Here is a 22,925-nt window from a genome sequence, read left to right as displayed (position 1 = left end):
CGGCGGGCCCGGCGAGGGAGACCGACCAGGGACGGAAGTCCTCCACCTGTCAGGTCTTTCGGCGTGTTCTCGGTACTCGTGAACGGTATCACAAACTATTTGATGAGAGCTTTACCATGAATGTGTGGTACCTGTCACACCAGCGGCCCAACAGTGCCGCCTTACGGGTGAACCATCTTGACGGTACGTCAGTTCATCTGTCGGCCACGGTTGGTTCCATTGCCGTTGCCGCTGCCGTTGCCGTTCCCGCCGACCGCGGACGAGCCCTTGGGCAGTTCGCCGAGCAGTTCCTTGTCCTTGGCGGACAGCTCGGCCATCGGCGCCGAGGTCGGCGCGGGTGCCACGGCGTCGCTCCCGGCGGCCGGCGCGGCACTCCGGGCCGGGCCGCGGCGCCGGTAGCGCGGCGGGACGAAGCCCTGCACCGCGCGCGGGGCCCGCGGGCGGAACCGCGGGGTGAGCAGCACCACCAGGCCGACCAGGCAGAGCCCGGCCAGCGTCAGCACCACCGTGCGGCCGGTGTTGGTGACCGAGAAGGCGACGGTGCCGAAGGCGATCAGCGCGGCCCAGAAGTACATGATCAGCACGGCCCGGCTGTGCGAGTGGCCGACCTGGAGCAGCCGGTGGTGCAGGTGCCGCTTGTCGGCGGCGAACGGCGACTGGCCGGCCCAGGTGCGGCGGACCACGGCGAGCAGCAGGTCGGCGAGCGGCAACGCGATGACGGTCAGCGGCAGCAGCAGCGGGATGTAGATCGGCACCAAGGCGTGCACGGTGGCGGTCTGCGAACCGGTCTCGCTGGTGATGAGGTCAGGGTCGACGCGACCGGTGATGGAGATCGCGGCGACGGCCAGCATCAGGCCGAGCATCATCGAGCCGGAGTCGCCCATGAAGATCCGGGCCGGGTGCAGGTTGTGCACCAGGAAGCCCAGGCACATGCCGATCAGCAGCACGCTGAACAGCACGGCGGGGGCCGCGTCCGAGATCGTGTAGCCGTACCAGAGCCGGTACGAGTACAGGAAGAAGGCCATCGCGGCGATACAGACCATCCCGCCGGCCAGGCCGTCCAGGCCGTCGATGAAGTTCACCGCGTTGACCATGACGACGACCAGGGTGACCGAGATGACCATGCCCTGGGTGGGGCTGACCGCGACCGCGCCGACGCCGGGCACCGGCAGGGTGATCACGGTGACCCCCTGCCAGACCATCACACCGGCGGCGATCATCTGACCGCCCAGCTTGACCAGGGCGTCCACGCCCCACTTGTCGTCGAGCACGCCGAGCAGCCACATGATCCCGGCGCCGGAGAGCAGCGCGCGGATGTCGGTGCCCTGGGAGAAGACCTTGGACAGGTTGTCCAGCTGCGAGGCGACCAGGATGCCCGCGCAGAGTCCGCCGAACATGGCGATGCCGCCGAGCCGCGGCGTGGGCTCGCGGTGCACGTCACGGGCGCGGACCGGCGGCATCGCGCCGGCCGCGATCGCGAACTTCCGGACCGGGCCGGTCAGCAGGTAGGTGACGGCCGCGGTGCAGAACAGCACCAGCAGATACTCACGCACCACTGGCCTCCTGCGTCACTGTCCGACGGGTGGGTACCGAAGGTACTCCCGTGCCTGTCCGGGTTTCGAGGTGCGTCGCCACGCACACACCTTATTGACTCGGACGCCCAGGACGCGCATCGCGGTTCGCCCTACCGGGTAGGTGACCGCGACACCCGCTCAACGGCGGTCGGCGAAGGCCCCCGCGAGCTCCCGGACCCGCGCGCCGATCCGTACGTCCGTGCCCTCGGAGAGCAGCCGTCCGATCAATCCGGCGATCTCGGCCAGCTCCGCCTCGCCCATGCCCTGCGAGGTGACCGTCCCGGTGCCGAGCCGGATCCCGGACGCCTCGGTGGGCGGTGCCGGGTCGTACGGCAGGGCGCACTTGCCGAGCATCAGCCCGGCGACGGCGCAGCGGCGCTCCGCCTCGGCGCCGCTGACCCCGAGCGGGCCGACATCCGCGGTGACCAGGTGGGTGTCGGTGCCCCCGGTCAGTGGGCGCATGCCGGCCGCCGCGAGCCCCGCGGCCAGGACGCGCGCCCCCGCGACGGTCCGGTGGGCGTACGCGCGGTACCCCGGGGTGGCCGCCTCGGCGAACGCGACGGCCTTGCCGGCCACCTCGTTCATCGCCGCGCCGCCCTGGCTGAACGGGAAGACCGCCCGGTCGATCCGCTCGGCCAGCCCGGCGGTGCACAGCAGCAGGCCCCCGCGCGGACCGCGGAGCAGCTTGTGGGTGGCGGCCACGGTGACATCCGCGTACGGCACCGGGGAGGGCGCCACACCCGCCGCGACCAGGCCCGTGGTCTGCGCGGCGGAGGCGATCAGATAGGCGTCCACCTCGTCGGCGATCTCCCGGAAGGCCGCCCAGTCCGGGTGCCGCGGGTACGAGATGGAGCCGGCCACGATGGCCTTCGGGCGGTGCTTGCGCGCGAGCTCACGGACCTCGTCGAGGTCGATCAGGCCGTCCTCCCGGCGCACCCCGTAGCCGACGAAGTCGAACCAGCGGCCGGAGAAGTTGGCGCGCGAGCCGCAGCTGAGGTGGCCGCCGTGCTCCAGCGACATCGCCAGCACCACGTCACCCGGCCGCAGCAGCGCCGCGTACGTCGCCAGCATCGCCGAAGTGGCCGACCGGGGCTGGACGTTGGCGTGCGGGGCGGCGAAGAGCCCGCGGGCCCGGTCGATCGCCAGCAGCTCGGCGGCGTCCGCCAGCGTGCAGCCGGTGTGGTGGCGCCGGCCGGGGTAGCCCTCGGCGTACTTGTCGATCAGCGGGCCGGTGAGGGCGGCCAGCACGGCGGGGCTGGTGAGGTTCTCCCCCGCCAGCAGCTGGACGCTCTCGGCCCGCCGCTCGGCCTCCGCGGCGAGCAGGTCGGCGAGCTGCGGGTCGGCCCGGCGCAGCGCCTCGGACGCCCACCGCCGCCCCGTCGTCTCGGAGGATCCGGTCGCGGCATCGGTGACGGTCATGGCGGAGCTCCCGGGGCGCAGCGGGTGGATTTCTCCAGCGTAGGTCCGGGGATCGCGGCCGTCCTGCCGACGCGGGGCCGGTGCACCCGGCCGGGCGGCGGAGGGAGCCACGCCGCGGCCGAACGGGGACGATCGTCGGCACCGGGACCAGCGCCCGGAGCCGCAATCAGACACCGCGGCGGGAGGGCGCGCCGGTGCCGAAAGGAAAAGAGCGAGGAGGCCCCGAGGCACGAGGAGCATCGGAGCGACGACCGTCGGCACCGGGACCAGCGCCCGGAGCCGCAATCAGACACCGCGGCGGGAGGGCGCGCCGGTGCCGAAAGGAAAAGAGCGAGGAGACCCCGAGGCACGAGGGGCATCGGAGCGACGACCGTCGGCACCGGGACCAGCGCCCGGAGCCGCAATCAGACACCGCGCCGGGCGGGGACGCCGGTGAGCGCGGTGACCACCGGGTCCACCGCGTGGAATATCTCCTCGCCGCAGTTGCGGAACATGCCGATCGGCGCGCCGTACGGGTCGTGCACCTCGTCCGACTCCGGGCTGGCGGCGAGCAGCCAGCCGCGCAGCGCGGCGGCGGCCCGGACCAGGGCGCGGGCACGCTCGGTGACGTCGGCGCCACGGCGCGGGTCGGGCAGGGTGCCCGGGTCTATCGTCCGGACCAGGCGGGTGAACTCCTTCAGGGTGAAGGTGCGCAGCCCGGCCTCGTGGCCCATCGAGATCACCTGGGCGCGGTGGTCCAGGGTGGCGGTGAGCACCAGGTCGGCCTCGACCACGTGCTCGTCGAGCAGCTCGCGCCCGGCGAAGCCGCCGCTGTCGGCGCCGTACTCGTCCAGCACCGTGGCGGCGTGGTCCTCCATCGGCGCACCCACGTGGCCCCAGGTGCCGGCGCTCTCCACGAGGATGCGCCCGGCCACCCGGGGGCTGAGCCGGGTGTCCAGCTCACGCCGGGTGAGCCGCTCGGCGATCGGCGAGCGGCAGATGTTGCCCGTGCAGACGAACAGGATCCGGAAGTGGTCCAACGGCCTGGGGCCCACGCTCAGGTACGGCGATATGCCGGGCCCGGCATGGAGGGAGGCGGCCGTCAACTGCCGGCCTCCAGGTCGGGGACGACCTCCCTCAGCTGCTCGGCGCTGATCGCGCCGGCCCGCAGCAGGACCGGGACCTTGCCCGTGACGTCGACGATGGAGGACGCGGTGGCGTGGTCGGCCGTACCGCCGTCCAGGTAGACCGAGATGGCGTCGCCGAGCTGCTGCTCGGCCTCGTCGCAGGTGGACGGCGACGGGCCGCCGGTCTTGTTGGCGCTGGAGACGGCGAGCGGGCCGGTGGCGTTCAGCAGCTCGATGGCGACCGGGTGCAGCGGCATCCGGACGGCGACGGTGCCCCGGGTCTCGCCGAGGTCCCAGCGCAGCGAGGGCTGGTGCCGGGCGACGAGGGTGAGGCCGCCGGGCCAGAAGGCGTCGACGAGCTCCCAGGCCTGCTCGGAGAAGTCGGTGACCAGGCCGTGCAGGGTGGTCGGCGAGCCGACCAGGACCGGCGAGGGCATGTTGCGGCCACGGCCCTTGGCGGCCAGCAGGGCGGCGACGGCCTCCGGCGAGAAGGCATCCGCGCCCACCCCGTACAGGGTGTCGGTGGGCAGCACGACGAGTTCGCCCCGGCGGATGGCCGAGGCGGCCTCGCGCAGGCCGGTGGCACGGTCCCCGGCATCGGCACAGTCGTAGCGGCGGCTCATCGGTGCGGTCCCCTTCCGAGATGGCTCATCACGTGGGCAGGCGCGTTCACAGCGACGCCGCCCGGGCGGTGGTGCTGCGCTGAATGGTCACAACGAGACCCTTCGGGCCGTTGTGAAGCGCGGCCGGTTGTTCAGGTCGCGGTGGTCGGCGGTGTCCGTCCAGCCGCCTTCCTCGTTGAAGATCCACGGCACCTGGCCGCCCTGGGTGTCGGCGTGTTCGATCACCACGGCGCCGCCCGGGCGCAGCAGGCGGGCGGCGACCCGCTCGATGCCGCGGATGGTGTCCAGCCCGTCCTCGCCGGAGAACAGCGACATCTGCGGGTCGTGGTCGCGGGCCTCCGGTGCGACGTACTCCCACTCGGTGAGCGGGATGTACGGCGGGTTGGAGATGACCAGGTCGAAGCGGCCGTCCCAGGAGCGGTCGTCGGCGAAGGCCTTGGTGGCGTCGCCGGCGTGCAGGGTGACCCGGGCCCGGTCGGAGCTGGCCTCGATGTTGCGCCGGGTGTACTGCAGCGCTCCCTCGTCCAGCTCGAAGGCGTGCACGGTGGAGCGCGGCAGCTCCTGGGCGAGGGCCAGCGCGATGGCGCCGGAGCCGGAGCAGAGGTCGACCACCAGCGGCTCGGCGACGTCCATGTCGCGGACGGCGTCTATGGCCCACTCGACGACGGTCTCGGTCTCCGGGCGGGGCACGAACACCCCGGGGCCGACCTCCAGCTCCAGGTAGCGGAAGAACGCCCGGCCGGTGATGTGCTGGAGCGGCTCGCGCGCCTCGCGGCGGGAGACGGCCTCCCAGTAGCGGGCGTCGAAGTCGGCGTCCTTGACCGTGTGCAGCTGGCTGCGCTTGACGTTGTGGACGTGTGCGGCGAGCTCCTCCGCGTCGAAGCGCGGCGACGGCACGCCGGCCGCGGCCAACCGCTGGGTGGCCTGGGCCACCTCGGCGAGCAGCAGGTTCACGTACGACCTCTTGTTTCTGCGCTGCGGCTTCTCTGGTGCGTCCGGGGCCCGGACGCCGGTCTCAGTTCTGCTGTGCCGCCGCGAGCTTGGCGGCCGCGTCCGCGTCCACGCAGGACTGGATCACCGCGTTCAGGTCGCCGTCCAGGACCTGGTCCAGGTTGTACGACTTGAAGCCCGTGCGGTGGTCCGAGATGCGGTTCTCGGGGTAGTTGTACGTGCGGATCCGCTCGGAGCGGTCCACGGTGCGGACCTGGCTGCGGCGCGCGTCCGAGGCCTCCCGCTCGGCCTCCTCCTGCGCGGCGGCCAGCAGCCGCGAACGCAGGATGCGCATCGCCTGCTCCTTGTTCTGCAGCTGGCTCTTCTCGTTCTGGCAGGACGCCACGATACCGGTCGGAAGGTGGGTGATCCGGACCGCCGAGTCGGTGGTGTTGACCGACTGGCCGCCGGGGCCCGACGAGCGGTAGACGTCGATCCGCAGGTCGTTGGCGACGATCTCGACCTCGACCTCCTCCGCCTCGGGGGTGACCAGCACGCCGGCCGCGGAGGTGTGGATGCGGCCCTGCGACTCGGTGGCGGGGACGCGCTGCACGCGGTGCACGCCGCCCTCGTACTTCAGCCGGGCCCAGACGCCCTGGCCGGGCGAGCCGTCGGGGTTCGTCCGGGCGCCCTTGGTCTTCACGGCGACCGAGACGTCCTTGTAGCCGCCGAGGTCGGACTCGTTGGAGTCGATGATCTCGGTCTTCCAGCCGATCCGCTCGGCGAAGCGCAGGTACATCCGGAGCAGGTCGCCGGCGAACAGCGCGGACTCCTCGCCGCCCTCGCCCGCCTTGATCTCCAGGATGACGTCCTTCTCGTCGCTCGGGTCGCGCGGAACGAGCAGCAGTCGCAGCTCCTCCGTCAGCTCCTCGCGGCGGGCCTCGGAGTCCTTCACCTCGGCGAGGAACTCCGGCTCCTCGGCGGCGAGTTCGCGCGCGGCCTCGATGTCCTCGCCGGCCTGCTTCCACGCCCGGTAGACCCGGGTGATCGGGGTCAGCTCGGCGTACCGCTTGGCCAGCTTCCGGGCGTTGGCCTGGTCGGCGTGGACGGACGGGTCGGCCAGCCTCGTCTCGAGGTCGGCGTGCTCGACGAGGAGCTCTTCGACTGCCTCGAACATGGGTGGCCTTCTTCCCGTGGGTTGCGGTGATGGGGGTCGCGGGGCGCTCGGGCGCCGGGGGACGCGAACGGCGCCGGTCCCCAGCGCCCCCGGAACGAGTACGGGGGCACCGGAAACCGGCGCCGAGGGAGCGCTAGGCCTTCGCGCTGTGCTGCTTGCCGAAGCGGGCCTCGAAGCGGGCGACGCGGCCACCGGTGTCGAGGATCTTCTGCTTGCCGGTGTAGAACGGGTGGCACTGCGAGCAGACCTCGGCGCGGATCTCGCCGCTGGTCTCGGTCGAGCGGGTGGTGAACTCGTTGCCGCAGGTGCAGGTCACACGGGTGACCACGTACTCGGGGTGAACGTTGGACTTCAAGGGGTTCTCCTAGTGTTCGGGAGGGCACCGGGTCGGCGGCTGGAATGCCGCACGTGAACCGGGACCGACGTACCAGTCTGCCAGGACCGGCCGCTTCTTCCCAAACCGGGTGGCGGCCGGGGATATTCCGGGCCGGTCTCAGCGGGCCACGGTCGCCCTCGCCGAGGGCTTCGCGCCGTTCGCCGGGCCGGCCGCCGGGGCCTTCGCGGGGGCCGTGGGGGTGGCCTGGGCGGGGTTCGAGGGCTGGGCCGCCACGACTCCCTGCGGGAGCGCCTGGTCGGCCTTCAGGGCCGCCCAGAGCTGGTCCGCCTGCGGCTGCTGCGCGACCACCCGGTTGGGGTCGCTGGGGGCCGTCACGACCGGCAGGGTCACCATGGACAGCTGGTCCGGGCCGATCCCCTTGAGTTCCTGGGCCAGCCCCACCAGCGAGTTCACCGAGGCCAGTGCCGAGTCGGTGGTGATGGAGCGGGTCAGGGTGTCGCCGATCGACCAGAGCTTGACCGGGTTGGAGAAGAGCCCCATCCCGCCGGCCTGCTGGAGCAGCGACTTCACCATCTGCTTCTGCAGCTCGATCCGGCCGAGGTCGCTGCCGTCGCCGACGCCGTGCCGGGTGCGGACGAAGGCCAGTGCCTGCTTGCCGTCGAGGTGGTGCTCGCCGGCCGCGAGGTCCAGCCCGCTGTCCTGGTCGTGGATGGGCACCGTGGTGGTCACCGTGGCCCCGCCCATCGCGTCCACGACCCGGGCGAAGCCGGCGAAGTCGATCTCCACGTAGTGGTCCATCCGCAGCCCGGTGAGCTGCTCGGTGGTCTTGACCGCACACGCGGCGCCCCCGGTCTCGTACGCGCTGTTGTACATCGCGCGCTTGGCCCCGGAGACGGCCTTGCCGCTCCTGTCGGTGCAGTCGGGCCGGGTGACCAGGGTGTCGCGGGGTATCGAGACCACCTCGGCCCGCGAGTGGTCCTGGTTGACGTGCACCACCATCGCGGTGTCCGAGCGGGCGGTGTCACCGGTGTCGCCGCCTGCCAGGTCGCCGTTCCCGCCGGCCCGCGAATCCGAGCCCAGCACCAGGATGTTGAACGAGCCGTCGGTGGCGGACGGCGGGCGGGCGGTGCCCAGCCGGGCGTCGATGTCGACGCTCTTGATGTTGCCGTTGAGCTTGAAGTACGCGTAGCCGGCCGCCCCGACCCCGAGGACGACGAGCGCGGCGAACGCGCACGCGGCCACCCGCAGGACCTTGCGGCGGCGACCCGGAACCCTCTTGTGCTCGGCCATACGGTCCAGAGTAAATCGGACAACATGATCCAAAGGGCTCAATATGTCCCAACTCTGGAACAACGCGCAGAACCCCGGTCCGCTCGCGCGAACCGGGGTTCTGTGCTGGTGAGTTACCCGTCTACGGTCAGTCGCCGGACCCGGGGGTCGTCTTGGCGATCTGCATCAGGAACTCGGCGTTGGACTTCGTCTGCTTCATCTTGTCCAGCAGCAGCTCGATCGCCTGCTGCGAGTCGAGCGCGTGCAGCACCCGGCGGAGCTTCCAGACGATGGCCAACTCCTCGCTGCCCAGCAGGATCTCCTCCTTGCGGGTGCTGGAGGCGTCGACGTCGACGGCCGGGAAGATGCGCTTGTCCGAGAGCTTCCGGTCGAGCTTGAGCTCCATGTTGCCGGTGCCCTTGAACTCCTCGAAGATCACCTCGTCCATCCGCGAGCCGGTCTCGACCAGCGCGGTGGCCAGGATGGTCAGCGAGCCGCCGTTCTCGATGTTGCGCGCGGCACCGAAGAACTTCTTCGGCGGGTACAGCGCGGTCGAGTCGACACCACCGGACAGGATGCGGCCGGAGGCCGGCGCCGCCAGGTTGTAGGCACGGCCGAGGCGGGTGATCGAGTCCAGCAGGATCACCACGTCGTGGCCCAGCTCCACCAGGCGCTTGGCGCGCTCGATGGCCAGCTCCGCGACGGTGGTGTGGTCCTCCGCCGGGCGGTCGAAGGTCGAGGAGATGACCTCGCCCTTCACCGACCGCTGCATGTCGGTGACCTCCTCCGGACGCTCGTCGACCAGGACGACCATCAGGTGGCACTCGGGGTTGTTGTGGGTGATCGCGTTGGCGACCGCCTGCAGCACCATCGTCTTACCGGTCTTCGGCGGCGCGACGATCAGACCACGCTGGCCCTTGCCGATCGGCGACACCAGGTCGATGATCCGGGTGGTCAGCACGCCCGGGTCGGTCTCCAGGCGGAGCCGGTCCTGCGGGTAGAGCGGGGTCAGCTTGTTGAACTCCGGGCGGCCGCGGCCGCTCTCCGGGTCCATGCCGTTGACCGAGTCCAGCCGCACCATGGCGTTGAACTTCTCGCGGCGCTCGCCGTCACGGGGCTGGCGGACCGCACCGGTGATGGCGTCACCCTTGCGCAGGCCGTTCTTGCGGACCTGGGCAAGCGAGACGTAGACGTCGTTCTGGCCCGGCAGGTAGCCGGAGGTGCGCACGAACGCGTAGTTGTCGAGGATGTCGAGGATGCCCGCGACCGGGATCAGCACATCGTCGTCGCCGACCTGCGGCTCGGCGGGGCCGACCTCGAAGCCCTCGCGGCGGCTGCCGCGGCCCCGGCGGTCGCGGTAGCGGCCACGGCGGCCGCGCCGGCCGTCGCCGAACTCGTCGTCGTCGTAACCGCCCTGCTGCGCCTGCGCCTGCGGCTGGGCCTGCTGGCCGCCCTGGCGGTTCTGCTGGGCGTCGCCCTGGCCGCCCTGCTGCTGGCCGCCCTGGCGGTCGGCACGCTCGGGGCGGTCGGTGCGGTCCCGGCGGTTGCGGCGGTCGCGGCGCGACTCGCGGCTGTCGCCGTCCTGGCCGGCCTGGGCCTCGCCGGCCTCCTGGCGGCCCTCGCGCTCGCCGCCCTCGCGGCGGTCGCGACGGTCCCGGCGGTCGCGGCGGGTCTCGGTGCGACCCTCCTCGCGGCCCTCGAAGGCGCGGGTCTCGGCCGGGCGGGCCTCGGCCTGCTTGGCCTCGGTGGCGACCGCGGCGGGCGCCTCGGCGGCGGCCTCGGCGGTCGGCGCGCCGGCGGCCGAGGTGGCCCGGCGGCGGGTGCGCTCGGTACGGGCGGGCGCGGCGGTCTCGGCGGCGGCCTGGACCGGGATCTCGATCTGGGCCTGCGCCTCGGCGGCGGCCGGGGTCTCGGCCTGCGCGGCCTTGGTGCGGCGGGCGGGCTTCTCGGCCGGCTCCGCTGCGTCCGCCTTGGCGGCGGCGCGCTTGGTGGCCGGGGCGGCCGTGGTGGCGCCGCCGGCGGCGAGCAGCGGGTCCCCGCCGCTCTTCTCCTTGATGGCCTCGATCAGCTGGCTCTTGCGCAGGCGTCCCGTGCCGCTGATCCCGAGCGTCGAGGCGAGCTTCTGCAGCTCGGCCAGGACGAGGCCGTCCAGGCCCGCGGCGGCGGTGCGACGGCGCCGGGCCGGGGCCGCGGGGGCGGCGGCTGCGTCCGACGCCTCGGCGTCCGGGCGCGCGCCCATCAGATCGGTGGTGTCGCTCACTAAGGGTCCTTCCCTGGAGCGGACGTCGGCCTGTCTGGCTCGGCGACCGGTTGTGCTGTCCTGACCAACGCTCGACTGCGTCGGTCCGAGGCGGTGATCCCCCGAATGGCGGTAGCCAGTCGGGAGAGGGCTGCGAGGTGCGGTGCGTGAAGCACGGTGGTGCTGAGTGGCGCGATGGGACGGTCACGTGCCGACCCCGCGCTGCCTGTGAATCCCGGGCCCCCGTCGCGTGACGGTGGCCCGTGCTCCGCCCGTCCTCGCCTCAGGTGGGAGGCTGCGGGTGGGAGTCAGGTGCCGTCACGGCTTCGGGATGCGGCCGCAAGTCGCGCAGGCAGGCTGCGTACGCGCTGCGGTGGGCTCCCGGAGAATCGTCGCCCCGTACATCGCCGCGACTCCGCGCGAGCGGAGCGCTGGGATCGGGACGCGGCGCACCGAGCCCCGGAGGGCACCTGGTGCAGCAATGAGGTTAACACTACCGACCCCCTCAGACATTCCCCAGCCTTGCGCTTGCCAATCGTGTCCGGACAACCCGGCTCCGGCCTGCGCCGGTCCGGGCTGCCGGACGTCCCGCTCGATGTCCCGCTGACGTGCTCGATGTCCTGCTCGATGTGCTCGGCGTACCGCTCGGACCAGGTGCTCAGACGTCGAGCGGGAGCACCGAGGCCCCGGCCCGGTCGAGCTCCAGCCGGTGCGCGGCGAACACCGGGCCGCCGTGGCCGTGGTCGTCGGCGAAGGCCAGCACCTTCTCGGCACCCGCCTCGTCGGTGAGCGCCAGCACGGTCGGGCCGGCCCCGGAGATCACCGCGGGGATGCCCTCCGCGCGCAACGCCCCCACCAGCGCGGCACTGTCCGGCATCGCGGAGGCCCGGTAGTCCTGGTGCAGCCGGTCCTCGGTGGCGGCGAGCAGCAGCTCGGGCCGCCTGGTCAGGGCCTCCACCAGCAACGCGGCGCGGCCCGCGTTGACGGCGGCGTCGGCCAGCGGGACGGTCCTGGGCAGCAGGCCACGGGCGGTCTCGGTGAGCACCTCGGTGGCCGGGATGAACACCACCGGGACGACCTGCGCGGACGGCTCCAGGGTGACGGCCTTGGCCGACTCCTCGTCGGTCCAGGCCACCGTGAAGTTGCCGCGCAGGCAGGCCGCGACGTTGTCCGGGTGGCCCTCCAGCTCGGAGGCGAGGGCAAGCAGCGCCTCGTCGTCCAGCGCGGACGGACCGCCGATGGTGACGGCGCGGGCGGCCACGATGCCGGCGCAGATCGCGGCGGACGAGGAGCCCAGGCCACGGCCGTGCGGTATCCGGTTGGCACAGACGACTTCGAGGCCTCGCGGCTGGCCGCCGAGACGGTCGAAGGCGGCCCGCATCGAGCGGACCACCAGGTGGCGCTCGTCGCGGGCCAGCGTGTCGGCACCCTCCCCGGCGATGTCGACGGAGAGCCCGGAGTCGGCGACCCGGACGACCACGTCGTCGTACAGACCCAGGGCGAGTCCGAAGGCGTCGAAACCGGGGCCGAGGTTGGCGCTGGTCGCGGGAACCCGGACCCGGACGGCGGCAGCACGGAACGCAGGACCGGCCATGCGGTGGACTCTCCTGGGGAAATCGGGCGGCGCGAAGCGCGTCGGTGCGAGGGTGGGGAAAGGTGGGGAGGGGCGGGGAGGGGCCGCGGGCCCCGGCCGGGGCAGGCGGTCACAGTCGTCGGCGCGGCCCGCAGACGGGCCGGACCCGGGGCATGTGCCACACGGCCGAACCCAGAGTATCGAAGAGAGGTTCCACAGTGGTACACCCCGTGGGCCTTCGATCTGGTGTGTTGCCGTTTCTGGCCGGAATGCATGCCGGAATGGCATCGAAATGCGCGGTGGAATTGACACAAAAGTGTCAGCCGAGAACGGCGGCGGGCCGACCCCCGAAAGGGTCGGCCCTGACACCGGTCACGGGGTGACGGGCTCAGTCCAGCAGGCCGAGGCGCTGGGCGGCGGCCTCCGCGTCGATCGGGACCACCTGGGGCTGCGGCGCTCCGGCCACCGCCCAGTCCGGGTCCTTGAGGCCGTTGCCGGTCACGGTGCAGACGATCCGCTGGCCCGGGTCGACCAGGCCGGCCTCCGCCTTGGCCAGCAGACCGGCCACCGAGGCGGCCGAGGCGGGCTCCACGAAAACGCCCTCCTGCGCGGCCAACAACCGGTAGGCTGACAGGATCTGACGGTCGGTCACCTTGTCGATGAGGCCGCCCGACTCGTCCCGCGCGGCGAGCGCGAAGTCCCAGGAGGCGGGGTTGCCGATCCGGATCGCGGTGGCGATGGTCTGCGGCTTGAGCACCGGAGCGCCGTCCACGATCGGGGCCGAGCCGGACGCCTGGAAGCCCCACATCCGCGGGGTGCGGGCGGCCATCCCGTCGGTGGCGTATTCGCGGTAACCCTTCCAGTACGCGGTGATGTTGCCCGCGTTGCCGACCGGGAGGACGTGGATGTCCGGCGCGTCGCCGAGCATGTCCACGATCTCGAAGGCGGCGGTCTTCTGACCCTCGATCCGGACCGGGTTCACCGAGTTGACCAGCGCCACCGGGTACTTCTCGGACAGTTCACGCGCAAGAGTGAGGCAGTCGTCGAAGTTCCCGTCCACCTGCAGGATCTTGGCGCCGTGGACCAGCGCCTGACCCATCTTGCCGAGCGCGATCTTGCCCTGCGGCACCAGCACCGCCGACACCATCCCGGCGCGCACCGCGTAAGCGGCGGCGGAGGCCGAGGTGTTGCCGGTGGAGGCGCAGATGACGGCCTGGGCGCCGTCCTCCTTCGCCTTGGAGATGGCCATCGTCATACCGCGGTCCTTGAAGGACCCGGTCGGGTTGGCGCCCTCGACCTTGAGGTAGACCTCGCAGCCGGTGCGCTCGGAGAGCACCTGGGCGGGGACGAGCGGCGTACCGCCCTCCAGCAGGGTGATCACGGGAGTGGAGTCGCTGACCGGCAGGCGGTCGCGGTACTCCTCGATCAGACCGCGCCACTGGTGGGTGTGCGAGCCTCTGGCGTTCATGGCTGTTCCTACTCCCCTTCAACCCGCATGATGCTGGCCACGTCCCGCACGCTGTCCAGCGCACGGAGCTTGTCCACCGTCGCCGACAGGGCGGCGTCGGTGGCACGGTGGGTGACCACGACGAGCGAGGCGTCGCCGTCGCGGCCCTGCTGGCGCACGGTGTCGATGGAGACGCCGTGCTCGGCGAAGACGGACGCCACCTGGGCGAGCACGCCCGCACGGTCGTCCACGTCCAGGCTGACGTGGTACCGGGTGACGACCTCGTCCATCGGCTTGGCCGGCAGCTGGGTGTACACCGAGTCACCGGGACCGGTGGAGCCGGCGAGCTTGTTGCGGCAGACCGCGACCAGGTCGCCGAGGACCGCGGAGGCGGTCGGCGAACCGCCCGCACCCGGGCCGTAGAACATCAGCCGACCGGCCGCCTCGGCCTCGACGAACACCGCGTTGTACGCCTCGCGGACGGATGCCAGCGGGTGCGACAGCGGGATCATCGCCGGGTGGACCCGCGCGGTGACCGACTCGCCGTCCGCCGCCCGCTCACAGATCGCGAGCAGCTTGACCACGCAGCCCATCTCCTTGGCGGAGGCGATGTCGGCGGCGGTCACCTCGGTGATGCCCTCGCGGTAGACGTCCGCGGCGGTCACCTTGGTGTGGAAGGCGATCCCGGCCAGGATCGCGGCCTTGGCGGCGGCGTCGAAGCCCTCGACGTCGGCCGTCGGATCGGCCTCGGCGTAGCCGAGCGCGGTGGCCTCCTCCAGCGCCTCCGAGTAGCCGGCGCCGGTGCTGTCCATCTTGTCGAGGATGAAGTTGGTGGTGCCGTTGACGATGCCCAGCACCCGGTTCACCTTGTCCCCGGCCAGGGACTCGCGCAGCGGGCGCAGCAGCGGGATCGCACCGGCCACCGCGGCCTCGTAGTAGAGGTCCACCCCGGCCGCGGCGGCCGCGGCGTGCAGCTCGGTGCCGTCCTGGGCGAGCAGCGCCTTGTTGGCGCTGACCACCGAGGCGCCCTGCTCGAACGCCGACAGGAGGAGATGTTTGGACGGCTCGATGCCGCCCACCACCTCGATCACCACGTCGATGTCGCCCCGGTTGACCAGGGCCTCGGCATCGGTGGTGACCAGGTGCTCGGGCACGCCCGGGCGGGTCCGACCGGCCCGGCGGACCGCGATGCCGGCGAGCTCGACCGGCGCGCCGATGCGCGCGGCGAGGTCGGCGGCGTCCGTCGTCATGATGCGCGCCACCTCGGAGCCCACCACACCACAGCCCAGCAACGCCACCTTCAGCGGCCGCGTACGCATCATCCGACTCCGCTCTGCATTCATCGTGCTTCGGTATTCCGGCGGGATTTCGGGGGCCCGCCGGATCTTCGGTCTGTACCAGTCTCCGGGACTTTCCGTACGGATCTACGGTCGTTCCATGATCTGAGACAAGAATTTCGTCATCCGATATCGAGACGCAGGAGATCCTCCTCCGTCTCGCGCCGGACGATCACCCGGGCCGCACCGTCCCTGACGGCCAGCACCGGGGGCTTCAGGGCGTGGTTGTAGTTGCTCGCCATCGAGCGGCAGTAGGCGCCGGTCGCGGGCACCGCGAGCAGGTCGCCCGGGGCCACGTCGGCGGGCAGGAAGGCGTCCCGGACCACGATGTCACCGGACTCGCAGTGCTTGCCCACCACCCTGACCAGCATCGGCTCGGCGTCACTGCCGCGCGACACCAGGGCCACCGAGTACTCGGCGTCGTAGAGCGCGGTACGGATGTTGTCGGACATGCCGCCGTCCACGCTGACGTAGGTGCGCAGGCCCTCCAGCGGCTTGACGGTGCCGACCTCGTACAGCGTGAAGGCGGTCGGGCCGACAATCGCGCGGCCGGGCTCGACGCTCAGCCGGGGGACGCTCAGGTTGGCGGCGGCGCACTCCCGGCGGACGATTTCGGCCAGCGCGGCGGCGATCTCGGCCGGCTCGCGCGGGTCGTCCTCGCTGGTGTAGGCGATGCCGAGGCCGCCGCCGAGGTCGATCTCGGGCAGCTCGACGCCGTGCTCGTCGCGGATCTCCGCCAGCAGGCCGACCACCCGGCGGGCGGCCACCTCGAAGCCGGCCGTGTCGAAGATCTGCGAGCCGATGTGCGAGTGGATTCCGCGCAGCTCCAGGCTCTCGCCGTGCGCGAGCACCCGGCGCACCGCCTCGGCGGCCGCGCCGCCGGTCAGCGAGAGGCCGAACTTCTGGTCCTCGTGCGCGGTGGCGATGAACTCGTGGGTGTGCGCCTCGACGCCGACGGTGATCCGGATCAGCACCGGCTGCCGGACGCCCTGTCGGCCGGCGATCGCGGCCAGGCGCTCGATCTCGTCGTAGGAGTCGACCACGATGTGGCCGACGCCCGCCTTCACGGCCTGCTCCAGCTCGTGGACGGACTTGTTGTTGCCGTGCAGCGCGATCCGCTCGGCGGGCATCCCCGCGGCCAGCGCGACGTGCAGCTCGCCGCCGCTGCAGACGTCGACGTTCAGGCCCTCCTCGTGCAGCCAGCGCACGACGGCCTTGGAGAGGAACGCCTTTCCGGCGTAGTAGACGTCCGCGTCACTGCCGAAGGCGTCCCGCCAGGCCCGGGCCCGGGCGCGGAAGTCGTCCTCGTCCATGACGTAGGCCGGGGTGCCGAACTCCTCGGCGATCCGCCGGACGTCGATGCCGCCGACGCTGACGACGCCGTCGGCGCCGCGGGTGACGGTCTGCGCCCAGACCTTGGGGTCGAGCGCGTTCAGGTCCGCCGGCGGGGCCTGGTAGTGGCCCTCGGGCAGCACGTCACCGTGACGGGGGCCTGCGGGGTGTGCGGAGCGACTCATCTCTGCTGACTTCCTAGACCTATGGCGAGGGGCGGCGACGGTCCCCGTTGACCGTCCGCCGCCCCCGCTGTGCGCTTTGGGGGAGGTACTACATCCGCTCGGGCGCCGTCACGCCCAGGAGCGTGAGGCCGTTGGCGACGACCGTGCGCGTCGCGTCGGCCAGCCAGAGCCGGGCGCGCGTGAGGTCCGTGACCTCCTCGTCGCCCCGCGGCAGGATGCGGCAGTTGTCGTAGAAACGGTGGTACTTGGCCGCGAGCTCCTCCAGGTAGACCGCGACCCGGTGCGGCTCGCGCGTCTCGCCGGCGAAGGCCAGCACGCGCGGGAACTCGCCGAGGTGACCGAGCAGGTCGGACTCCCACTCGGAGACGAGCAGCTCGGGTTTGAAGTCCTCAGCCGCGCCGCGGGTGATGCCCTGGGCGTCCGCGTTGCGCTGCACCGCGCACATCCGGGAGTGCGCGTACTGCACGTAGTACACGCGGTTCTCGTTGGTCTGGCTGGTCAGCACGTTGATGTCGAGCGTGATCGTGGAGTCGGTGGAGGAGCGCGCCAGGGTGTACCGGGCCGCGTCCACGCCGATCCAGTCGACCACGTCGTCGATGGTGATGATGTTGCCGGCCCGCTTGGACATGCGGACCTCTTCGCCGTCGCGAAGCATCTTCACGAACTGGCCGATCTTGACCTCGATGTTGCGGTCCATGTCGTCGCCCGCGCAGGCCGCGATGGCCTTGAGCCGGTTGACGTAGCCGTGGTGGTCCGCGCCCAGCATGTAGACCGAGACCTCGGAGCCGCGGTCCCGCTTGGAGAGGTAGTAGGCGGCGTCGGCGGCGAAGTACGTCGTCTCGCCGTCGGCCTTGATCAGGACACGGTCCTTGTCGTCACCGAAGTCGGTGGTGCGCAGCCAGATCGCGCCGTCCTGGTCGAAGACGTGGCCCTGCTCGCGCAGCCGGTCGATGGCCTTCTCGACGGCGCCGGAGTCGTGCAGCGACTTCTCCGAGAACCAGACGTCGAAGTGGGTGCCGAACTCCTCCATCGAGCGCTGGATCTCGGCCACCATGAGCTTGAGGCCCTCGGTGCGGAAGACCTGCAGCTGCTCGTCCTCGGGCAGGTCGAGCACGCCCGGGACGCCGTCCACGATCGCCTTGGCGATGTCGACGATGTACTCGCCGACGTAGCCGTCGGCCGGCACCGGCTGCCCGTTGGCGGCGGCCTTCAGCGAGCCGGCGAACTTGGAGATCTGCACGCCGGCGTCGTTGAGGTAGTACTCGGTGGTGACCTCGGCGCCGGAGGCCCGCAGCACCCGGGCCAGCGAGTCGCCGACGGCGGCCCAGCGGACGCCGCCGATGTGGATCGGACCGGTCGGGTTGGCGGAGACGAACTCCAGGTTGATCTTCAGGCCCTGGAGCGCCTCGTTGCGGCCGTAGGCCTCGCCCGCCTCGACGATGCTGCGCGCCAGCGCACCCTGGGTGGCGGCGTCGAGCGTGATGTTCAGGAAGCCCGGACCGGCGATGTCGACCTTGGCGACCCCGGGCAGCTCGCGCAGACGGGCGGCCACCAGGTCGGCCACGGCTCGCGGCGGCCTGCCGGCCGGCTTCGCGAGCTGGAGGGCCACGTTGGTCGCGTAGTCGCCGTGGTCCCTGTTCTTGGGCCGCTCGATCGTCACGTGCTCGGGCACGGCGACGGCCAGCTCGCCCGCCTCGACGGCGGCGCTCACTGCGGCCTGGACTGCCTGGGAAAGCTCTGCGGGGGTCACGACGCCAAGCGTAGGCGAGACGGGGCACCCGCCCGCCACTCGGTTTACCGGTTGAGACGCCCGGCCGCCGTGCTCAGCCCCGATCGATCCCGTCTGTTCGCTGAGGGCGAAATTTGTCCGAGCCCCCGCTCAGCGCCATCAGACGCCACACCAGCGCGACCAGATCCGCCGGGTCGAAGGGCTTCCCGAGGTACCCGTCCACCCCGACCGCCTCGCCGAGATCCAGATCGGCCGGCGTGCAGGCGCTCACGATCGCGATCGGCAGCCCGCTCGTCCCCGGCGCCGCCCGCAACCGGGCCGCCGTCCGCAGCCCGTCCAGCCGAGGCATCACCACGTCCAGCGTCACGACGTCCGGCTTCACCCGGCGGACCACCTCCAGGCACTCGGCGCCGTCGGCGGCGGTCACCACCTCGAAGCCCTCCAGCTCAAGGTTGACCCTGATCAGCTGGCGGATCACCTCGCTGTCGTCCACCACGAGGACCCGCCCGGACACTCCCGACACCTCACCGAGGGTATCGGCGGCCCCACCGCCCCGTCCGGCCTTTCCGCACTTCCGCTCCCCCGCCCCGGACCCCCTCTCCCAAAACCCGTGCACGGACCACGCCCCGGGCCTGGTAATGTTCTCCACGTCGAAGCGAACGCGACGACAACACCAAGCAGGCCCCCGTAGCTCAGGGGATAGAGCACCGCCCTCCGGAGGCGGGTGCGCAGGTTCGAATCCTGCCGGGGGCACTTCGCAAGAAGTGCAACACAGGCCCAGATCAGTGGAGTTCATCCACGGATCTGGGCCTTTGTCGTTCTCGCGGGCGAGTTGAGGGCACGTCCGCCGGGGCGGGACGGGGCGGTGCGGCTCAGGAGGCTGCGGCGACCGCCTCGCCGTAGAGGGCGGCGATGGTGTGGTCGAAGTAGGCGCTGTAAGAGGTGTCGGAGGTGTCGCCCCCCTGCTGGTAGCCGCCGATGATGCCGATGACGTGGCCGGTGGCGGTGTTGATCCAGGGCCCGCCGCTGGTGCCGCCGGGGTAGTCGGGGCAGTCGATGACGCGCTGGTAGCTGCTCCGGCGACCGGTGGTGTTGGTGCAGAGGAGGGGCGTCTCGGCGCCGCTGGGGTAGCCGTAGAGGCGGACGGTGGCGTCGAAGGGTTCGTCGGTGCCGAGTGAGTTGGCGCCGACCACGTCCTCGATCCGGCGGCCGTCGGAGGCCGCGGTCTCCAGGATGGCGAAGTCCTCGTCCTGGTCGCCGTTGCGGGACCAGCCGGTGGTGGTGTGGATGGCGGTGACCCGCCAGGTGCCGTACGGGGCGGTCCCGTTGCGGTAGCCGGGGGCGAAGGTGACGCCGGCGGTGCTGTCCAGGCAGTGGGCGGCGGTGAGCAGCAGGTTTCCGGTGGGGCTGTGCAGGACGCTGGCGGTGCAGAAGTGGTCGCCGGCCGCGACCTCGCCGCTGAACAGGGCGCCCACGGTCGCCGGTTCGGGGGTGGCCGAGGCCTCGGCGGTGGTGCCGAGGGTGACCGTGGGGCTGGCGGTCGGCGTGGGCGTGGCGGCGGGGGCGGCCGCCTGGACCCCCCGGGGAGCGTCCGTCGGGGTGGCCGAGGGAGTGTCCGTCGGGGTGGCCGGCGAGGTGGCCGAGGGAGTGGCCGGCGAGGTGACCGGCGGGACCGGGCTCGCCGGGGAGACCACCATCGCCGACGGGCCGCCCGCCGCCGTCGCCTCCGAGGTCAGGCTGTGCGCGCCCGCGACCACCGCGGCGATGGTGAGCGCGGTGAGCACGCTCAGGACCGTGGGGGCCAGAAGGCGGCGGCGTCGGGGCGTGCGGCGGCGGTGCTGGCCCATACCTGGTCTGCTCCTGCCCTGGGTGTCGGCGCGAATACGGTCCGACTATGGCGGAGGGAGCTGGGAGGGTCGTTATGCGCGGCTGGGAGGCCGATGAGAAAACCGCTACGCGCAGGCCCGGTCCGGTCAGCCGGCCAGGGTGCGAGCCAGGCCGTCGGCGAGCCCGTCCTCGGTGATGAACGCGGTGTGCGTCCCGGCGGTGGTGCAGGCGAACGCCCCGGCCACCGAGCCGGCGCGAGCGCACTCCGGCAGCGGGCGGCCGCGGAGCCAGCCGTGCAGGAAGCCGGTCACGAAGGCGTCACCTGCACCGTTGGTGTCGACGACCGGGCGGCCCGGGTCGACGGCGGGCAGGTGCAGCGGCGGGGTGTCGCGGGTGAGCAGGTGACTGCCCTCGGCGCCGGCGGTGGCGATCACCGCGGTGGCCCGGCCCTCGGCGAGGATCGCGCGCATCAGCTCCTCGTGGCGGCCCCGGCAGCCGGCCACCGAGAGGAAGACCAGGTCGGAGTTGAGGGCGTAGTCGCGGTGGTGCGGGTTGACGCCGTCCCAGTCGTGCAGGTCGGTGGAGGTGGTGCGGCCGAGCCGGTGGAGGTCCGGGTACATGTCGCGGTTGGGGCCGGTGATGGAGAGGTGCACGTGCCGGCTGCGCTCCACGTACGGGAGGTAGAACTCGCGCGGGAGGCGCAGGTCGGCGGGGTGGCGGCCGTCGTAGAAGGAGAAGCGGCGGCCGGCCGCGTCGACCAGGTTGACCGCCCGCGGGGTGCCGTGCGGCGAGACCAGGTGGGCGAACGGCAGGCCGTGGCGGGCGTACTCGGCGAGGATCAGCTCGGCCTGCGGGTCGTCGCCGAGGTGGTCGAGGAAGGCGGTGCGCAGGCCGAGGTGGTGGGCGCCGAGGGCGACGCCGTTGCCGGTGTGGGCGACGTAGTCGCGGACCGGCGGCACGTACTGCGAGTCCCCGTCGGGGACTTCGAGCCGGTCGACCCGGACGATGGTGTCGACGCCGGCACCACCGACCACCAGCAGGTCGTGAGCGTACGAGGACTCGGACTCCGGCACGACGGCGCCTCCTTGATCCCTGGGGGTGGCCAGGAGTCAAGCAGGCGCCGGAGGTTGACTGCAAGACCTTGCGGCAAGTTTCAGGATGCCCGTTGTCTGTCGCTCGGCGTCACCGCCCCCGCCTTGGCACTCACGTCCGCGGTGCCCCCGGCGCCGGCCTCGGCACGGGCCAGGGCCTCTCCGGGTTCGAGTCCTGCCGCCTCACCGGGCGCCGGACGGTGGTTGATCATCAGGAAGGCGACCAGCGCGGCGAGGATCAGGATCCCCATCGCCACCCAGGTCGCGATCACGTAGCCGTGCACCGCACCCTCTGCCTGCACCGCCGGGTCGGAGGCGACCCGGGTGGCCAGGTACGACGCGGTGGCGCTGGCCGCGATGGTGTTCAGCAGCGCCGTGCCGAAGGAACCGCCCACCTGCTGGGCCGAGTTGATGGTGGCCGATGCGGCGCCGGCCTCGTTCGGGGCGACCCCGAGGGTGGCCAGGCTCATCGACGGCATGAAGACCAGGCCCATACCGAAGCCGAGCAGCAGTTCCGCGGGCAGCACCATGCCGGCCCACGGGCTGTCCACCTTCATCTGGGTCAGCCAGGCCATGCCCGCCGCGGCGAGCAGCAGACCGGGGGCGATCAGGTTGCGGGACGGCACCCTGGTCATCAGCCGGGCCGCGATACCGGTCGAGCTGATGACGATGGCGGCGGTCATCGGCAGGAAGGAGACACCGGAGACCACCGGCGAGAAGTGCTTGATCACCTGGAGGTAGTAGGTGAGGAACAGGAACAGGCCGAACATGCCGACCATGGCCAGGCCGACCGAGAGCGCGCCACCGCCGCGGTTGCGTTCGCCGACGATGTGCAGCGGGAGCAGCGGGTGCCGGGTGTTCTTCTCGACCAGTACGAAGAGCGCGAGCAACAGGACGCCGAGCCCCAGCGAGCCCAGCACCAGCCAGTCGCCCCAGCCCCGGGTCACGGCCTCGGAGGTGCCGAAGACGATGGCGAGCAGGCCGCCGCAGCCGAGCAGCGCACCTGGCAGGTCGAGTCTGACCCGGCGCCCCTTGGCGATGTGGTCACGGGTGAGCACGTAGTAGGCGGCGATGGCCGTGGCGATGGCGATCGGGGTGTTGACGAACAGGCACCAGCGCCAGTTCAGGTACTCGGTCAGCAGGCCGCCCGCGATGAACCCGATCGCGGCACCGCCGCCGGCGATCGCGCCGAAGATGCCGAAGGCCGTACTGCGTTCCTTGGGGTTGGTGAAGGTCGTGGACAGCAGCCCCAGCGCCGAGGGCGCGAGGATCGCGCCGAAGGCGCCCTGCAGGGCGCGGGCCCCGAAGAGCATGGCTGGTCCGACCGCCGCGCCGCCGATCGCCGAGGCGAGGGCGAAGCCGAGCAGGCCGATGGTGAAGACGCGCTTGCGGCCGAAGAGGTCGCCGAGCCGGCCGCCGAGGAGCAGCAGGCCTCCGAAGGCCAGCGTGTAGGCGGTGATCACCCACTGCCGGTTGGCGTCGGAGATGCCGAGGTCCTCCTGCGCCGACGGCAGCGCGATGTTCACGATGGTGATGTCGAGGACGATCATCAGCTGGGCGATGGCGATGATTGCCAGGGCCCACCAGCGGCGGCTGTCCGCCGCCCCATGAGCCTCATGACCGGTGGCAGTTTGAGCAGACACTGGTTGAGCCTTCCGGAGGGGATCGGAGAGGTCACGCAGTCGCCTTCAAGCCAAACTCGCGGGGCGCCGAATGGCAAGGAAAAACCT

The 22,925-nt window shown here is 72.0% G+C and carries 18 protein-coding genes and 1 tRNA gene; 1 reads left to right on the top strand and 18 read right to left on the bottom strand.

Annotated elements, in window-relative coordinates:
• Nucleotides 1–188: 188 nt before the first annotated feature.
• From ACZ6NC_RS19085 to ACZ6NC_RS19015, 15 genes are all read right to left on the bottom strand, one after another.
• Nucleotides 189–1,553: an MraY family glycosyltransferase gene (locus ACZ6NC_RS19085; RefSeq protein WP_465734187.1), complete on the bottom strand. Its 1,365-nt coding sequence runs from the start codon at nt 1,551–1,553 to the stop codon at nt 189–191.
• Nucleotides 1,554–1,712: 159 nt separating this feature from the next.
• Entirely contained in the window at nt 1,713–2,993 is a 1,281-nt protein-coding gene (locus ACZ6NC_RS19080; protein WP_465734185.1) for a serine hydroxymethyltransferase, read from the bottom strand.
• A gap of 404 nt (nt 2,994–3,397) precedes the next feature.
• The gene (locus tag ACZ6NC_RS19075) at nt 3,398–4,045 is read right to left on the bottom strand and encodes an arsenate reductase/protein-tyrosine-phosphatase family protein (RefSeq protein WP_465734261.1); all 648 of its coding nucleotides are present in this window, start codon (nt 4,043–4,045) and stop codon (nt 3,398–3,400) included.
• 29 nt (nt 4,046–4,074) lie between these two features.
• Entirely contained in the window at nt 4,075–4,722 is a 648-nt protein-coding gene (locus ACZ6NC_RS19070) for an L-threonylcarbamoyladenylate synthase (protein WP_396320833.1), read from the bottom strand.
• A gap of 87 nt (nt 4,723–4,809) precedes the next feature.
• The gene (gene prmC / locus ACZ6NC_RS19065) at nt 4,810–5,676 is read right to left on the bottom strand and encodes a peptide chain release factor N(5)-glutamine methyltransferase (protein ID WP_465734183.1); all 867 of its coding nucleotides are present in this window, start codon (nt 5,674–5,676) and stop codon (nt 4,810–4,812) included.
• A 61-nt stretch (nt 5,677–5,737) separates the two neighbouring features.
• The gene (gene prfA / locus ACZ6NC_RS19060; protein WP_465734181.1) at nt 5,738–6,829 is read right to left on the bottom strand and encodes a peptide chain release factor 1; all 1,092 of its coding nucleotides are present in this window, start codon (nt 6,827–6,829) and stop codon (nt 5,738–5,740) included.
• Between the two features lie 133 nt (nt 6,830–6,962).
• Nucleotides 6,963–7,184 (bottom strand): 50S ribosomal protein L31, encoded by a 222-nt coding sequence (rpmE, locus tag ACZ6NC_RS19055; RefSeq protein ID WP_238865266.1) that lies wholly within the window; start codon nt 7,182–7,184, stop codon nt 6,963–6,965.
• Nucleotides 7,185–7,322: 138 nt separating this feature from the next.
• Nucleotides 7,323–8,456, bottom strand: a complete 1,134-nt coding sequence (locus ACZ6NC_RS19050) for an LCP family protein (protein ID WP_465734179.1) — start codon at nt 8,454–8,456, stop codon at nt 7,323–7,325.
• 127 nt (nt 8,457–8,583) lie between these two features.
• Nucleotides 8,584–10,695, bottom strand: a complete 2,112-nt coding sequence (gene rho, locus ACZ6NC_RS19045; protein WP_465734177.1) for a transcription termination factor Rho — start codon at nt 10,693–10,695, stop codon at nt 8,584–8,586.
• 637 nt (nt 10,696–11,332) lie between these two features.
• Nucleotides 11,333–12,268 carry a homoserine kinase gene (gene thrB, locus ACZ6NC_RS19040; protein ID WP_465734175.1) on the bottom strand — a complete coding sequence of 312 codons (936 nt, stop codon included), beginning with the start codon at nt 12,266–12,268 and terminating at the stop codon, nt 11,333–11,335.
• 367 nt (nt 12,269–12,635) lie between these two features.
• Nucleotides 12,636–13,715, bottom strand: a complete 1,080-nt coding sequence (gene thrC, locus ACZ6NC_RS19035; RefSeq protein WP_465734173.1) for a threonine synthase — start codon at nt 13,713–13,715, stop codon at nt 12,636–12,638.
• A gap of 8 nt (nt 13,716–13,723) precedes the next feature.
• Entirely contained in the window at nt 13,724–15,016 is a 1,293-nt protein-coding gene (locus ACZ6NC_RS19030; RefSeq protein WP_465734171.1) for a homoserine dehydrogenase, read from the bottom strand.
• 137 nt (nt 15,017–15,153) lie between these two features.
• Nucleotides 15,154–16,548, bottom strand: coding sequence for a diaminopimelate decarboxylase (lysA, locus tag ACZ6NC_RS19025; RefSeq protein WP_465734169.1), 1,395 nt, complete (start codon nt 16,546–16,548; stop codon nt 15,154–15,156).
• 88 nt (nt 16,549–16,636) lie between these two features.
• Nucleotides 16,637–18,298, bottom strand: coding sequence for an arginine--tRNA ligase (argS, locus tag ACZ6NC_RS19020; protein WP_465734167.1), 1,662 nt, complete (start codon nt 18,296–18,298; stop codon nt 16,637–16,639).
• Nucleotides 18,299–18,371: 73 nt separating this feature from the next.
• Complete coding sequence (locus ACZ6NC_RS19015; protein ID WP_465734259.1) at nt 18,372–18,791, bottom strand: response regulator; 420 nt, start codon at nt 18,789–18,791, stop codon at nt 18,372–18,374.
• 167 nt (nt 18,792–18,958) lie between these two features.
• Between ACZ6NC_RS19015 and ACZ6NC_RS19010 the strand changes: the two genes are divergently transcribed.
• Nucleotides 18,959–19,030 (top strand) — tRNA-Arg (locus tag ACZ6NC_RS19010).
• A 119-nt stretch (nt 19,031–19,149) separates the two neighbouring features.
• Here the strand turns inward: ACZ6NC_RS19010 and ACZ6NC_RS19005 are convergent.
• The 3 genes from ACZ6NC_RS19005 to ACZ6NC_RS18995 form a co-directional block, all read right to left on the bottom strand.
• The gene (locus ACZ6NC_RS19005) at nt 19,150–20,124 is read right to left on the bottom strand and encodes a trypsin-like serine peptidase (protein ID WP_465734165.1); all 975 of its coding nucleotides are present in this window, start codon (nt 20,122–20,124) and stop codon (nt 19,150–19,152) included.
• A gap of 126 nt (nt 20,125–20,250) precedes the next feature.
• Complete coding sequence (locus ACZ6NC_RS19000) at nt 20,251–21,177, bottom strand: carbohydrate kinase family protein (protein WP_465734163.1); 927 nt, start codon at nt 21,175–21,177, stop codon at nt 20,251–20,253.
• An 80-nt stretch (nt 21,178–21,257) separates the two neighbouring features.
• Nucleotides 21,258–22,838: an MFS transporter gene (locus tag ACZ6NC_RS18995; RefSeq protein WP_465734161.1), complete on the bottom strand. Its 1,581-nt coding sequence runs from the start codon at nt 22,836–22,838 to the stop codon at nt 21,258–21,260.
• Between the last annotated feature and the right edge of the window lie 87 nt (nt 22,839–22,925).

Source organism: Kitasatospora sp. NPDC041988 (genome assembly GCF_055588525.1).
This window is presented reverse-complemented; position numbering and strand designations above follow the sequence as displayed.